Origin of the sequence: Streptococcus cristatus (assembly GCF_001588905.1) — a bacterium.
Classification (GTDB): Bacteria; Bacillota; Bacilli; order Lactobacillales; family Streptococcaceae; genus Streptococcus; species Streptococcus cristatus_N.
In genome coordinates this window covers 77092-91852 of record NZ_LAWH01000016.1, presented here as the reverse complement: position 1 = coordinate 91852, position 14761 = coordinate 77092, and the positions used below count along the sequence as shown (strand labels likewise).

Genomic DNA, 14761 nt, shown 5'->3' with positions numbered 1-14761 from the left:
GCAAAAATTAAAAACCATCTCTTTTTCAGGTAAAAGACGATGGTTTTTGATGTAATCTGCTATTATTGTTCGTTATTTAAAGTAATTAATTCCCATTGCATTTTTGACTTCTGACAGGGTTTGTCCAGCAACTTGTCGAGCACGTTCACTGCCTTCTTTCAGCATGTCATAGACTTGGCCCATGTCTTTTGCAAACTCGAGGCGACGCTCTCTGATTGGTCCTAATTCCCGCTCTAAAATCTCTAAGAGATAGCGTTTAGTTTTGACATCCCCCAGACCACCGCGTTGGTAGTGTTCTTTCATAGCCGCAATTTCAGCAGCATCTTCTGGCCGACCAAAAACATCCAGATAATGGAAAACCATATTACCTTCGATTTTTCCTGGATCTTCAACTTTGATGTGGTCGGGATCGGTATACATGCTCATGACCTTTTTCTTGAGAGTATCCATATCATCCGCTAGATAAATCCCATTGTTTAATGATTTTGACATTTTAGCATTGCCATCAAGCCCTGGCAGACGACCAGCCGCTTCATTTTCTGGATAGATGCCTTCTGGCTCCACCAAAACCTCACAGTCATAGGCATGATTGAAGGAACGAACAATTTCACGTGTCTGCTCAATCATAGGCTTTTGGTCATTTCCGACAGGTACATAATTGGCCTTAAAGGCTGTAATGTCAGCTGCTTGAGAGATAGGATAAACCAAAAAGCCAGTTGGGATACTTTCTCCAAAACCTTTTTGAGCAATTTCTGTCTTGACAGTCGGATTGCGCTCTAAACGAGCTAAAGACACCAAATTCATATAGTACATTGACAGTTCTGCCAACTCTGGAATTTGACTCTGGATGAAAATAGTTGCTTTTTTGGGATCCAGTCCAGCTGCTAGATAATCTAAAGCCACATTACCAATGGATTCTACAATCGTTTGTGGATCTTTCGCATGGTCTGTCAGAGCTTGTTGGTCCGCCAGAAAAACAAACATCTCATACTTGTCTTGATTTTGTAAAAGGACACGGTTACGTAAGCTTCCTACATAATGACCAATATGTAATTTTCCAGTCGGACGGTCTCCGGTTAAAATAATGGGTTTTGTCATTGCTTGCTCCTCAATTAGTGTTGTTCTCATTATATCATTTTCAAAGAAAATGCGGAAGAATCTAGAAGAAAAAAGAAGAATCATAGTTTAAAAGAAATTAGTTGACAATATATTTACAACATGTTTACAAATTTGACGGCATTTTCATCTCTTTAAATAGTTTTTTATTCCATAATAATTTGAAAAAAGAAGAATTTTCTAGTAAAATGGAGGAGACTACATATATAGGAGAAAATCATTGCTTACAGTATCTGATGTGTCACTGCGTTTCAGTGATCGAAAATTATTTGATGAAGTAAATATTAAATTTACAGAAGGAAACACCTATGGTTTGATTGGAGCGAATGGTGCGGGTAAGTCTACCTTCTTGAAGATTTTAGCTGGGGATATTGAGCCAACGACAGGCCATATTTCTTTAGGGCCAGATGAGCGACTCTCTGTTTTGCGTCAAAATCACTTTGACTATGAGGATGAGCGGGTCATTGATGTCGTTATCATGGGGAACGAGCACCTTTATAGCATCATGAAGGAAAAAGATGCCATCTATATGAAGCCTGACTTCTCTGACGAGGATGGGGTTCGAGCAGCTGAGCTGGAAGGAGAATTTGCTGAGTTGGGTGGCTGGGAAGCTGAAAGTGAAGCATCTCAATTGCTACAAAACCTCAATATTCCAGAAGACTTACATTATCAAAATATGAGTGAATTGTCGAATGGCGACAAGGTTAAGGTCCTTCTTGCCAAGGCTCTTTTTGGCAAGCCAGATGTCTTACTTCTGGACGAGCCGACCAATGGTTTGGATATCCAGTCTATCACTTGGTTGGAAGATTTCTTGATTGATTTTGAGAATACAGTTATTGTCGTATCCCACGACCGTCACTTCTTAAATAAAGTTTGTACGCATATGGCTGACCTTGATTTTGGTAAGATCAAACTTTATGTCGGAAACTATGATTTCTGGAAAGAATCAAGTGAATTGGCAGCTAAGTTGCTCGCTGACCGAAATGCTAAGGCAGAAGAAAAAATCAAACAATTGCAAGAGTTTGTTGCCCGCTTCTCTGCCAATGCTTCCAAGTCCAAACAGGCAACCTCTCGTAAAAAGATGTTGGATAAGATTGAATTGGAAGAAATTGTTCCGTCAAGCCGGAAATATCCATTTATCAGCTTTAAAGCTGAGCGTGAAATCGGGAATGATCTCTTGACAGTAGAAAATCTTTCTGTCAAGATTGACGGCGAGACTATTCTTGACAATATCAGCTTTATCCTGCGTCCTGGCGATAAGACAGCTTTGATTGGACAAAATGATATTCAGACAACTGCCTTGATTCGTGCCTTGATGGGAGATATTGACTATGAGGGGACCATCAAGTGGGGTGTTACAACCAGTCGTTCTTATTTGCCAAAAGATAATTCTCGTGACTTTGCTGGTGGTGAGTCTATTCTTGACTGGCTTCGTCAATTTGCTAGTAAAGAAGAAGACGATAATACCTTTCTTCGAGGTTTCTTAGGTCGTATGCTTTTCTCTGGCGATGAGGTTAACAAGCCTGTCAACGTCTTGTCAGGTGGAGAAAAAGTTCGAGTTATGTTGTCTAAACTGATGCTTCTCAAGTCAAATGTTTTGGTTTTGGACGACCCAACCAATCACTTGGATTTGGAATCTATTTCTAGTCTTAATGATGGTTTGAAGAACTTTAAAGAGTCGATCATTTTTGCCAGCCATGACCATGAGTTTATTCAAACCTTGGCCAACCATATCATCGTTCTCTCAAAAAATGGTGTGATTGACCGCATTGACGAAACTTATGATGAATTTTTGGAAAATCAAGAAGTTCAGGCAAAAGTCAAAGAACTTTGGAAAGATTAATAAGTTGTCAATGTAAGTTGACAGAAGTTTACAGAGGCATGAAACAACGTTTCGGCCTCTTTCTCTATAAGAAACATGGAAAAAATCAGATATTTTTTTAAGAAAAATTGGCTTTATTTAGCTTCCTTCACCTTACCTTTTCTCTTTATGTGTTTTGTTTATCTGAGTCAAGGTATTTACTGGGGTAGCAATACTTCGCCTTTACTTGGAGACGGCTTCCATCAGTATGTCGTATTTGATACGACATTGAGAAATATCCTTCATGGAACGGATAGTCTTTTTTACACATTTTCAAGTGGATTAGGACAAAATTTCTATGCCCTATCTAGCTATTATCTAGGGAGTTTCCTTTCCCCCTTCGTCTACTTTTTCGATTTAAAATCAATGCCAGATGCGGTTTACTTGTTTACTCTTATTAAATTTGGCTTGATTGGCTTGACAACTTGTATTAGCATTAAAGGGATCTTTAAAAAAATTCCAGAAACACTAATCTTGACTCTGTCAACTTCCTTTGCCTTGATGAGTTTTTCAGTTAGTCAACTAGAAATAAAAACTTGGTTAGATGTATTTATAGTAGTTCCTCTTATCATCTTTGGTTTACACAAGTTGATGAATGGACAAGGGAGAGTTTTATACTTTACAAGCTTGTCAATTCTCTTTATCCAAAATTATTATTTTGGTTATATGATGGCCTTGTTTTTAGTCCTTTGGTACCTCGTTCAGCTTTCTTGGGATTTTAAGGCCAGGATTCGGTCTCTCCCTGATTTTGCTATCGTGTCAATATTAGCAGGCCTTACTAGTTTAATTATGATTTTGCCGACTTATCTAGATCTGAGTTCACATGGTGAGACCTTGACAAAGGTTGAAGACTTGTTTACTGAGAAAAGTTGGTATCTAGATATTTTTGCTAAAAATTTTGTAGGAAGTTTTGATACGACTAAGTATGGATCCATTCCTATGATTTATGTTGGTCTATTTCCTCTTATTTTAAGTATCTTATTTTTCACGATAAAAAGTATCAAGCTTCGCGTGAAACTGGCCTACATTTTCTTGATTGGCATTTTTATAGTGAGTTTTCGACTGCAGTATTTGGATTTGCTTTGGCAAGGAATGCATGCGCCAAATATGTTTTTACATCGTTATTCTTGGCTCTTTTCTCTTCTTATCATTTTGATGGCTGCAGAAACGCTCAATCGTTTGGAGGAGGTAAAATGGCGACAAGTATTCCTTAGCTTGCTACTCATTTCTTTTGGTTTTCTAGCCACTTTGCATTATAGAAAACACTATGATTTTCTTGGTCCCGAAAATTACATTTTTACTTTAGAGTTTTTCTTTGCCTATCTCTTAATCAGTTTTGCTTTTATTCGTTATCACGTTAGGCAAAGGATGTTTACAATATCTTTACTGTTTTTTGTGGTTTTTGAGCTTACTTTAAACGCTTATTATCAGGTTGATGGAATTGCTAAAGAATGGGTTTTTGCAAGTCGTTCATCCTATTCGAAAAAGATGAACGAGATTGACAGTCTTGTCAAGTATAGTAAGAAAGAAAACAAAGATTTCTTTCGAACAGAGAGGCTTGATCCTCAGACTGGGAATGACAGTATGAAATTTAATTATAATGGAATTTCTCAATTCTCATCAGTCAGGAACACGCAAGCTAGCTCGACGTTAGATAAGTTAGGTTTTAAATCAGCAGGAACTAACCTTAATCTCCGCTATCAAAATAATAGCATTTTGATGGATAGCCTTTTTGCTGTAAAGTATAACTTGTCTGAAACAGATCCGCAGAAATTTGGTTTTTCTGCAGATAAGACTGAGCGATCAATGACATTGTATGAAAATAATTATGCTTTGGGTTTGGCTTTCTTAACCAATGATGTTTACAAAGATGTCAAGTTCACTAATTTAACGCTCGACAATCAGACAGCCTTTTTAAATCAACTATCGGGTTTGGATCATAAATATTATGAGCGAATTTCTATCGCTGGTGATCAGGAAGAAACCGAAGGGAAAGTAACTGCAAGCATCGAAACTGACGCTCAATTAAGCTATGCTAGCCTCACTTACACAATTGAGGTGCCTGCAGGTAGTCAAGTCTATGTCAACCTTTCAGATCTTGATTTTTCAAACGATAATCAAACCGATGTCAATATCACTGTAAATGGAATCACGAATCGTTACCCGACCCATAATGTTTTTCCATTTTTGAATATTGGCTACTTTAAGGAAGCACAGACGGTTTCTATTCAATTTTCTTTTCCAGAGAATCGAACTGTCTCTTTTAACCAACCAGAGTTTTTCTCTGTGGATGTGAGTAAATATCAGCAACTCATAAGTAAATTGAAAGAACAAGAAGTTTCTGTGACGACAAAATCCAATAGGGTAACGGTTGATTATCATGCGGATAAAGATAGTTCTCTCTTTTTCACCATTCCTTATGATAAGGGGTGGACAGCTAGTGTAGATGGCAAGAAGGTTCCGTTAAAACGTGCGCAAAATGGTTTTATGAAACTTGATGTGAACAGAGGAGCAGGTAGAGTTACTTTATCATTTGTTCCAAGGGGACTAAAGGAAGGAACTGCAGCTTTCATTTTAGGAATAGTTTTATTTTTCTTCTATGATAGAGTTCGATTTAAATGGAGCAAAAAACATAGGGATAGTTCAGCATAGCCTTTACATCATCAAAAAACTTTAGAATATAGGTCTGTTTTTACAAGTTCTTCAATAGTCTGTAATATAATTCATCAAAGTAATAAAGTTCTGTAATACTTTTACTTTAGGATAGATATATCACAGAAAAGGAGAATTCTAAACATGAATTTGTATTTTAAAAATAGAATGATGAAAGCAGGCTTGCTTAGTTTGATGGCAGGAGCTGCTGCTTTGCTTCCGATTGTAGCCAATGCAGAAAGTTATACTGTCAAGTCAGGTGATACCTTGTCCGCGATTGCTGCTTCTCATCAGACGACTGTTGACAAGATTGCGCAAAAAAACAAGATCAGCAATATCAATCTGATTAGTATTGGTCAGGTTTTAGAGCTGGACGATGATGTATCTGAGCAGGTGACTGTTGAAAAATCAGATAAGGCTGAGCAATCTACTGTAAACCCAAGTTCTGACTTGAGTGCTGAGGATGCAGAGGCTAAGGAGTGGATTGCTCAAAAAGAATCCAGCGGCAGTTATACAGCGCAAAATGGGCAATACTATGGTCGCTATCAGTTGACTATTACCTATCTAAATGGAGATTTGTCACCAGAAAATCAAGAGAAGACAGCGGATGCTTATGTAGTAGGTCGCTATGGCTCATGGTCGGCTGCTAAAAATTTCTGGTTAGCAAATGGCTGGTATTAAAACTTTATTTAAAAATATGTTTATAGGGATTGGAATTTGCATTCTAGTTCCTTTTTTATAATTATTAGTACATTTTTGCTTGGAATATGATATTTTACATCAAGGTATTTACAATACTGTAAATTTACTTGACAACTTATAAAGCTCATCAGATTGGGCAAAGGTTATTCGTTGTTCTCCTTGCTAAATCATGCTATAATAGACCTTGCTCAAGCGACCTTCAATCGTTGAAAGCACAGCACGACCTTCAATCGTGAAATAACGAAAAGATGGGAGAACACAATGAGTGATAACTCTAAGACTCGTGTCGTCGTTGGTATGAGCGGAGGTGTCGATTCATCAGTAACTGCTTTACTCTTGAAAGAGCAAGGTTACGATGTAATTGGCATCTTCATGAAAAACTGGGACGACACAGATGAATTTGGTGTCTGCACAGCCACAGAAGATTACAAAGATGTAGCAGCTGTTGCAGACCAGATTGGCATTCCTTACTACTCTGTCAACTTTGAGAAAGAGTACTGGGAACGTGTTTTTGAATACTTCTTGGCGGAATACCGAGCTGGTAGGACTCCGAACCCAGATGTCATGTGTAACAAGGAAATCAAGTTTAAAGCCTTCCTTGACTATGCCTTGACACTGGGTGCAGATTACGTTGCTACGGGTCACTATGCTCAGGTGAAGAGAGACCAAGATGGACTAGTCCATATGTTACGTGGCAAGGACAACAATAAGGATCAGACCTACTTCTTAAGTCAGCTATCACAGGAACAACTTCAGAAGACTATGTTCCCTCTGGGACATCTAGAAAAGCCAGAAGTTCGAGAAATTGCTGAAAGAGCTGGCTTGGCCACTGCTAAGAAAAAAGACTCGACTGGCATTTGCTTCATAGGTGAGAAGAATTTTAAAGAATTTCTGAGTCAATATTTACCAGCCCAGCCTGGTCGCATGATGACAATGGATGGCCGAGATATGGGTCAGCACGCAGGACTAATGTACTATACCATTGGCCAGCGAGGTGGTCTTGGGATCGGTGGTCAGCAGGGTGGTGATAATGAACCTTGGTTTGTGGTCGGAAAAGATCTTAGCCAAAATATTCTTTATGTTGGTCAAGGATTCTATCATGACCATTTAATGTCAACCAGCCTTGACGCTAGTCAGGTTCATTTCACGAAAGAAATGCCGGAAGAATTTACTATGGAATGTACAGCTAAGTTCCGTTACCGGCAGCCAGATTCTAAGGTGACAGTTACTGTAAAGGGTGACAAGGCTGTTGTCAACTTCGATCAACCACAAAGGGCCGTTACTCCAGGCCAAGCAGTCGTTTTCTATGATGGAGAAGAGTGTTTAGGTGGAGGATTGATTGACAGAGCTTATAAGAATGGTCAAGTCTTGCAGTACATTTAAGTAACTACAAGAGGAACGAGGATGTTTCAATTTTTTAAGAAAAAAATTGATAAGAAGAAAGAGCTTGAAACTCTTTCTGACTATAAAAAACAGTATTTGGATGAGAAAACGACAGAATCTATAGAGGCATTGTTTAAGGTATTAAAGCAATCTAAGGTTTGGGTTCCCTTCAATGCTTATCTGATAGATGAAAGTGAAGGTCAAGAAGGTGTTCGCCTAAAACCCGATATTCTGCAAAAGGGAGATGATTATTTCTATCCCTGTTTCTCAAACGAGCAAGAGATTCCAAAAGAATACTATGATCGCTTTTCTTGGTTGCAACTGCCTGTCACAGATTGTTTGTTTGCAGTTGAAGGCAGAGGGAGATTTCCATTAAGAGGGATTGTTCTAGACGCATTCTCTGAATCTGTCGAGATTGATAAAGAAGCTTTTGAAGCGATTCGCCAATCTTAGTTGCTTTAGATTGACAATTCAACATAATTTGCTAAAATAAGATAAGCAATACCTATGATGGTCAAAGCTCATGGATGTTGCAGGCTTTTTTGTCCTGCACTTCTAGAGACTTGGCCTTTTTTGGTGAAAAAATGAAGGAAAAAGAAATGATACACAATTTTACTGAAAGTTATGATGTTATCGTGATTGGAGCAGGGCACGCTGGGGTTGAGGCATCGCTTGCTGCTAGTCGAATGGGTTGTAAAGTTCTTTTGGCAACCATCAATATTGAGATGCTGGCTTTTATGCCTTGTAATCCCTCTATCGGAGGGTCTGCAAAAGGCATTGTTGTCCGTGAAGTAGATGCTTTGGGCGGGGAAATGGCTAAGAATATCGATAAGAGCTATATCCAGATGAAAATGCTCAACACGGGTAAGGGACCTGCAGTTCGGGCTCTTCGGGCGCAGGCAGATAAAGAGCTCTATTCTAAAGAAATGCGCAAGACTGTTGAAAATCAAGAAAATTTGACTTTGCGACAAACCATGATTAATGAAATCTTGGTAGAAGATGGTAAAGTAATTGGTGTTAAAACAGCGACGCAACAGGAATATGCAGCTAAAGCTGTTATTGTGACGACTGGAACAGCCTTACGGGGAGAAATTATCATTGGCGACCTCAAGTATTCATCTGGTCCAAACCATAGCTTGGCAGCCATTCCTTTAGCAGATAACCTGCGGGATCTAGGTTTTGAAATTGGCCGTTTTAAGACAGGAACACCTCCACGTGTTAAGGCATCATCTATCAATTATGATGTGACTGAGATTCAGCCAGGAGACGAAAAAGCTAATCATTTCTCTTATACGTCTCGTGATGAGGACTATGTGAAAGATCAAGTACCTTGCTGGTTGACTTATACCAATGCAGAAAGTCATGAAATTATCCAAAATAACCTGCACCGTGCTCCTATGTTTTCAGGTATTGTTAAAGGAGTAGGGCCACGTTATTGTCCGTCTATTGAGGATAAGATCGTCCGTTTTGCGGATAAGGAACGCCACCAGCTTTTCTTAGAGCCTGAGGGTCGTGATACGGAAGAAGTTTATGTGCAGGGGCTGTCAACTAGTTTGCCAGAAGATGTACAAAAGGACTTAGTTCACTCTATCAAAGGTTTAGAAAATGCTGAGATGATGCGGACAGGCTATGCCATTGAGTACGATATGATCATGCCCCACCAGTTACGGGCAACCTTGGAAACTAAGAAAATTTCAGGGCTCTTTACAGCAGGTCAGACCAATGGAACTTCTGGTTATGAAGAAGCCGCTGGTCAAGGGATTATCGCTGGGATTAATGCGGCCTTGAAGATCCAAGGGAAGCCGGAGTTAATCTTGAAGCGCAGTGATGGTTACATTGGAGTCATGATTGATGATTTGGTGACCAAGGGGACTGTAGAACCTTATCGCCTCTTGACTAGCCGAGCTGAGTACCGTTTGATTCTCCGCCATGACAATGCCGATATGCGTTTGACAGAGATTGGCCGAGAAATTGGTCTGGTAGATGATGAGCGCTGGGCTCGTTTCGAGATTAAAAAGAATCAATTTGACAACGAGATGAAGCGCTTGGAATCCATCAAGTTGAAACCTGTCAAGGAAACCAATGCTAAGATAGAAGCGCTTGGCTTTAAAGCTCTGACAGATGCAGTGACAGCCAAAGAATTTATGCGGCGACCGGAAGTGTCTTATCAAGATGTGGTTCAATTCATTGGTCCAGCGGCAGAAGAGTTGGATGAAAAGATTATCGAGCTAATTGAGACAGAGATTAAGTACGAAGGTTATATTTCTAAAGCTCTTGATCAGGTTGAGAAGATGAAACGCATGGAAGAAAAGCGCATTCCAGCTAATATTGACTGGGATGATATTGACTCGATCGCGACAGAAGCGCGACAGAAGTTTAAGAAAATCAATCCAGAAACGATTGGTCAGGCAAGCCGTATTTCGGGTGTCAATCCAGCAGATATTTCTATTTTGATGGTTTACTTAGAAGGCAAGTCTAGAAGCATTTCTAAAAACAAAGCAAAATCATAGCCATATTAACGTACTATCTTATTGATAGTACGTTTTTTACATAATTTACACGTTTGTAAATAAATGTTTACAAAAGATCTCTTTTATATAGAGAAATATTTACAACTACTGTCAACTTTTTATTTAATAAAATTTACAAGATTTACACATCTTGTAAATTAATTGTGAATGTTTATTTGAGAATAGATCCGGGATTTGAGTCTTTCTTGCTTTACAAGTATTCAAGGGCAGTGAAAACTCGCTTTTTTTAAGAAAATATGGTAAAATGGCGCAATAAGAGGTTTTTTAATGAAAAGAATTCGTTTTTCCCCGAGCCACTTTGCGATAGTGGGGGTTACTTCCTTTATCATATTAGCTATTTGCTTACGCCTTTTTGGTGATAGTTTGCCTATGCTGGTATCTCTTTTCATAGTGCTGGTACTCTTGGTTGGACTATTTATTCAGCAGCAAAGAGTGACCGAATTGGACGAGCTTGAGCAGATTCGCTATGTCAATCATCAAGCAGAGGGAAGTTTAGCTTCTTTGTTGGATAAGATGCCAGTTGGTGTGATTAAAATCAATGAAAATAGTGGAGATGTGGACTGGTTCAATCCTTATGCTGAATTGATTTTTACAACGGATGATGGGGAGCTAAATAGTGATCTCCTGCAGGAAATTATCCAGCTTGCTGCTTCGAAATCCGGTAGCTACGCAACAGTAGGAGATAACCAGTATTCTGTTTACTTTGATTCAGCTTCTAGTGTCCTGTACTTTTTTGATGCATCAAGTGAGTATGAAGCAACAGTTGGGCTCGTTACGACGCGACCAGTTATCGGTGTTGTCTCAGTTGATAATTATGATGATTTGGAAGATGCTGTATCAGATTCAGATATTAGTCATATCAATAGCTTTGTAGCTAACTTTGTAGCAGAGTTTTCTGAGCAATTTCATATGTTCTACCGTCGGGTGGGAATGGATCGTTATTATCTTTTCACGGATTATACGGTTTTGGAACAACTGATGGATAGTAAATTTTCGATCATTGATCAATTTCGGACAGAAGCCAAGAATCGAAAACTTCCTCTGACGCTTAGTATGGGCTTTTCTTACGGAGATGGCAAGCATGATGAAATTGGTAAGACCGCGCTCCTCAATCTTAACCTAGCTGAGGTCCGAGGTGGCGACCAAGCGGTTGTCAAAGAGAATGACGAGACCAAGAATCCAGTTTACTTCGGTGGTGGAACAGCTGCATCTGTCAAACGTACACGTACGCGTACGAGGGCTATGATGGCAGCTATTTCAGATAAAATCAAGAGTGTAGATCAGGTTTTCGTGGTTGGTCATCGCAATCTTGATTTGGATGCCTTAGGTTCCGCGGTGGGTATGCAGCTTTTTGCTAGCAATATCATTGGGAAAGCCTATGTTGTGTATGATGACCAACAGATGGGCTCGGATATCTATCGCTCTATTCAAAAATTGACATCAGAAGGCGCTGATTATCTTTTGCCGATCTCGGAAGCCGTAAACCGAGTGACCAGTCGCTCACTATTGATAATGGTGGATCACTCGAAGTTGGCCTTAACGCTTTCAAGAGAATTGTTTGACCGATTTAGTCAGACGATTGTGGTGGACCATCATCGTCGCGATGAGGATTTTCCTGAAAATGCGGTCATCGCCTATATCGAAAGTGGGGCTAGCAGTGCCAGTGAATTGGTAACGGAGTTGATTCAGTTTCAAAATTCCAAGAAGAATCGCCTGAATAAAATTCAAGCCAGCCTGCTCATGGCTGGGATTATGCTAGACACCAAGAATTTTACCTCCAGAGTAACGAGTCGAACCTTTGATGTAGCCAGTTATTTGCGGGCTCGGGGCAGTGATAGTGTAGTCATTCAGGATATTTCTTCGACGAATTTTGAAGAGTATCGAGCAGTCAATGAGCTGATTTTGACAGGTAAGAAGCTTTTGCCAAATGTGATTGTAGCAGCGGGTGCTGAAAATGCCAGCTATGATACAGTCGTCATTAGTAAGGCAGCTGACACCATGCTTGCCATGTCAGGCATTGAAGCAACCTTTGTGGTCAGCAGGAATACCGAGGGGTATGTATCCATTTCAGCTCGTAGTCGCAGTAAGATCAATGTTCAGCGGATTATGGAGAAAATGGGTGGTGGCGGCCACTTTAATCTAGCAGCAGCGCAAGTTAGCGATCAAACAGTTGCTGAAGTCACTCAACGTCTAAATCAAGAGATTATGGATCAAGTGGTGGGTAATGAAGAATCAATAGAAAAGGAGAAATAAAATGAAAGTTATTTTTTTAGAGGATGTAAAAGGGAAAGGGAAAAAAGGGGAAATCAAGGAAGTACCTACTGGCTATGCTCAAAATTTCCTGATTAAGAAAAATCTGGCTAAGGAAGCCAATGCACAAGCTATCGGTGAGCTGAGAGGAAAGCAAAAATCTCAAGAAAAAGCCCACGCGGAGATGGTGGCAGAAGCTCAAGCTATTAAGGCTAAGTTGGAAGAAGAAGCAACGGTTGTTGCTTTTACAGAGAAAGTCGGACCAGACGGACGGACTTTCGGTTCGATTACTAATAAAAAAATTGCTGATGAACTACAAAAGCAATTTGGTCTAAAAATTGACAAACGGAATATCAAGGTTGATTCTCCCATTCGTTCGATTGGTTTGATTGATGTTCCTGTAAAGATTTACCAAGATGTGACAAGTGTGATTCGCCTGCGGGTTACGGAAGGGTAAAAAGAATTAAAGGAAGGATTCACCTATGGCAGAGATTGATGAGTTGCGAGCTCAGCCTCAAGATATTTTAGCAGAACAGTCTGTACTAGGGGCCATTTTCATCGATGAGAGCAAACTGGTCTTTGTCCGTGAATATATTGAGCCTGGGGATTTCTTTAAATATGCCCATCGGCTGATTTTTAAGGCCATGATTGACTTGGCGGATCGTGGGGATGCTATCGATGCGACCACCGTTCGCAATATTTTGGATAGCCAAGGAGACTTGCAGAATATTGGCGGTTTGAGCTATCTGGTGGAGGTCGTTAACTCTGTACCGACTTCTGCCAATGCAGAGTACTATGCCAAAATTGTCTCTGAAAAAGCGATCTTGCGTCGGCTGATTTCGCGTTTGACGGAATCCATTAACCAAGCCTATGATGGTGAGAGACCATCTGAGGAAATCATTGCGGGTGCGGAAAAGGCCCTGATTGATGTCAGTGAAACGGCCAGCCGTAGCGGTTTTAAAACAATCCAGGATATTCTAAATCTTAACTTCGCTAGTCTGGAAGCTCGTTCTCAGCAAACGACTGATATTACAGGGATTGCGACGGGTTACCGTGAGCTGGATAAGATGACGACTGGTTTGCACGAAGAAGAGTTAATCATCCTAGCTGCTCGTCCTGCGGTCGGAAAGACGGCCTTTGCCCTCAATATCGCCCAGAATATCGGGACCAAGCTGGATAAGACAGTGGCTATCTTCTCCCTAGAAATGGGGGCAGAGAGTCTGGTGGACCGGATGCTGGCTTCAGAAGGGGTGATTAACTCTCACTCCATTCGTACAGGGCAATTGACAGATGAAGAATGGCAAAAATATACCATTGCGACGGCAAATCTGGCCAATGCTAGTATCTATATTGATGACACGCCAGGGATTCGGATTACAGAGATTCGTTCGCGGGCTCGTAAGCTGTCTCAAGAGACAGGTAATCTTGGTCTGATTTTGATTGACTACCTGCAGCTGATTACAGGAACGGGTCGTGAAAACCGCCAGCAGGAAGTTTCGGAAATTTCCCGCCAGCTTAAGATTTTGGCGAAGGAGCTCAAGGTTCCGGTTATTGCGCTGAGTCAGCTCTCACGTGGCGTGGAGCAGCGACAGGATAAGCGACCAGTGCTGTCTGATATTCGGGAGTCAGGTTCCATCGAGCAGGATGCGGATATCGTAGCCTTTCTTTATCGGGATGACTATTATGAGCGGGCCGGTGAGGAAGAGGAAGGCATTCCTAACAACAAGGTTGAAGTCATTATTGAGAAAAACCGGAGCGGAGCGCGTGGTACGGTTGAGCTAATTTTCCAAAAAGAATATAATAAATTTTCAAGTATTTCTAAAAGAGAGGATGTATAGTATGAGTGATGCATTTACAGATGTGGCAAAAATGAAGAAAATCAAGGAGGACATCAAGGCTCACGAGGGGCAGATGGTGGAGATGACCTTGGAAAATGGCCGTAAGCGCCAAAAAAGTAAACAAGGTCGTTTGATTGAAGTTTATCCTTCTCTCTTTATCGTTGAGTATGAAAATGAAGGGGGGCAGCCGGGTGAAATTGCCAACACCTATGTGGAGTCCTATACTTACTCAGATATTTTGACAGAGAAAAATTTAATTCGCTATTTTGACTAAGAATAATAGGTGATTCCAGAACTTTGTATTGCTTCCTAGAGTTGGGTAAAACTCAACTTTGAGGAACAGTTCATTTCTGGGATTTTTCTTAACCTAAACATGCTATACTAGAGATAGTCAAGGTAGGTTGGAATGGTTGGCATGAGCTGGAATT

11 protein-coding genes are annotated in these 14761 nt (G+C 40.3%); 10 read left to right on the top strand and 1 reads right to left on the bottom strand.

Annotated features, from left to right (window positions below; genetic code table 11):
- Positions 1 to 72: 72 nt before the first annotated feature.
- Positions 73 to 1098: a tryptophan--tRNA ligase gene (gene trpS / locus A0765_RS03195; RefSeq protein WP_062004568.1), complete on the bottom strand. Its 1026-nt coding sequence runs from the start codon at positions 1096 to 1098 to the stop codon at positions 73 to 75.
- 238 nt (positions 1099 to 1336) lie between these two features.
- Between trpS and A0765_RS03190 the strand changes: the two genes are divergently transcribed.
- From A0765_RS03190 to A0765_RS03140, 10 genes are all read left to right on the top strand, one after another.
- On the top strand, positions 1337 to 2959 hold the full coding sequence (locus A0765_RS03190) for an ATP-binding cassette domain-containing protein (protein ID WP_045499935.1): 1623 nt from the start codon (positions 1337 to 1339) through the stop codon (positions 2957 to 2959).
- Positions 2960 to 3034: 75 nt separating this feature from the next.
- On the top strand, positions 3035 to 5629 hold the full coding sequence (locus tag A0765_RS03185; RefSeq protein WP_062004567.1) for a YfhO family protein: 2595 nt from the start codon (positions 3035 to 3037) through the stop codon (positions 5627 to 5629).
- A gap of 144 nt (positions 5630 to 5773) precedes the next feature.
- Positions 5774 to 6310, top strand: a complete 537-nt coding sequence (gene apf / locus A0765_RS03180; protein ID WP_062004566.1) for an aggregation-promoting factor — start codon at positions 5774 to 5776, stop codon at positions 6308 to 6310.
- A gap of 258 nt (positions 6311 to 6568) precedes the next feature.
- Positions 6569 to 7714: a tRNA 2-thiouridine(34) synthase MnmA gene (gene mnmA / locus A0765_RS03175; protein ID WP_257000795.1), complete on the top strand. Its 1146-nt coding sequence runs from the start codon at positions 6569 to 6571 to the stop codon at positions 7712 to 7714.
- A 21-nt stretch (positions 7715 to 7735) separates the two neighbouring features.
- A complete protein-coding gene (locus A0765_RS03170) occupies positions 7736 to 8167 on the top strand; it encodes an SseB family protein (protein WP_062004564.1) in 432 nt (143 codons plus the stop codon).
- Positions 8168 to 8313: 146 nt separating this feature from the next.
- On the top strand, positions 8314 to 10224 hold the full coding sequence (mnmG, locus tag A0765_RS03165) for a tRNA uridine-5-carboxymethylaminomethyl(34) synthesis enzyme MnmG (RefSeq protein WP_062004621.1): 1911 nt from the start codon (positions 8314 to 8316) through the stop codon (positions 10222 to 10224).
- Between the two features lie 288 nt (positions 10225 to 10512).
- Positions 10513 to 12498, top strand: coding sequence for a DHH family phosphoesterase (locus tag A0765_RS03155; protein WP_179856138.1), 1986 nt, complete (start codon positions 10513 to 10515; stop codon positions 12496 to 12498).
- 1 nt (position 12499) lies between these two features.
- Positions 12500 to 12952, top strand: coding sequence for a 50S ribosomal protein L9 (rplI, locus tag A0765_RS03150; RefSeq protein WP_005591407.1), 453 nt, complete (start codon positions 12500 to 12502; stop codon positions 12950 to 12952).
- Positions 12953 to 12977: 25 nt separating this feature from the next.
- On the top strand, positions 12978 to 14333 hold the full coding sequence (dnaB, locus tag A0765_RS03145) for a replicative DNA helicase (RefSeq protein ID WP_015606064.1): 1356 nt from the start codon (positions 12978 to 12980) through the stop codon (positions 14331 to 14333).
- 1 nt (position 14334) lies between these two features.
- A complete protein-coding gene (locus A0765_RS03140; RefSeq protein ID WP_005592064.1) occupies positions 14335 to 14607 on the top strand; it encodes a Veg family protein in 273 nt (90 codons plus the stop codon).
- The last annotated feature ends 154 nt before the right edge of the window (positions 14608 to 14761 follow it).

What these genes read in the sequence shown, in the direction of transcription:
- trpS (WP_062004568.1), bottom strand. Translation starts at nt 1,098, where the DNA reads ATGACAAAACCCATTATTTTAACCGGAGACCGTCCGACTGGAAAATTA.
- A0765_RS03185 (WP_062004567.1), top strand. Translation starts at nt 3,035, where the DNA reads ATGGAAAAAATCAGATATTTTTTTAAGAAAAATTGGCTTTATTTAGCT.
- apf (WP_062004566.1), top strand. Translation starts at nt 5,774, where the DNA reads ATGAATTTGTATTTTAAAAATAGAATGATGAAAGCAGGCTTGCTTAGT.
- A0765_RS03170 (WP_062004564.1), top strand. Translation starts at nt 7,736, where the DNA reads ATGTTTCAATTTTTTAAGAAAAAAATTGATAAGAAGAAAGAGCTTGAA.
- mnmG (WP_062004621.1), top strand. Translation starts at nt 8,314, where the DNA reads ATGATACACAATTTTACTGAAAGTTATGATGTTATCGTGATTGGAGCA.
- A0765_RS03155 (WP_179856138.1), top strand. Translation starts at nt 10,513, where the DNA reads ATGAAAAGAATTCGTTTTTCCCCGAGCCACTTTGCGATAGTGGGGGTT.
- rplI (WP_005591407.1), top strand. Translation starts at nt 12,500, where the DNA reads ATGAAAGTTATTTTTTTAGAGGATGTAAAAGGGAAAGGGAAAAAAGGG.
- dnaB (WP_015606064.1), top strand. Translation starts at nt 12,978, where the DNA reads ATGGCAGAGATTGATGAGTTGCGAGCTCAGCCTCAAGATATTTTAGCA.
- A0765_RS03140 (WP_005592064.1), top strand. Translation starts at nt 14,335, where the DNA reads ATGAGTGATGCATTTACAGATGTGGCAAAAATGAAGAAAATCAAGGAG.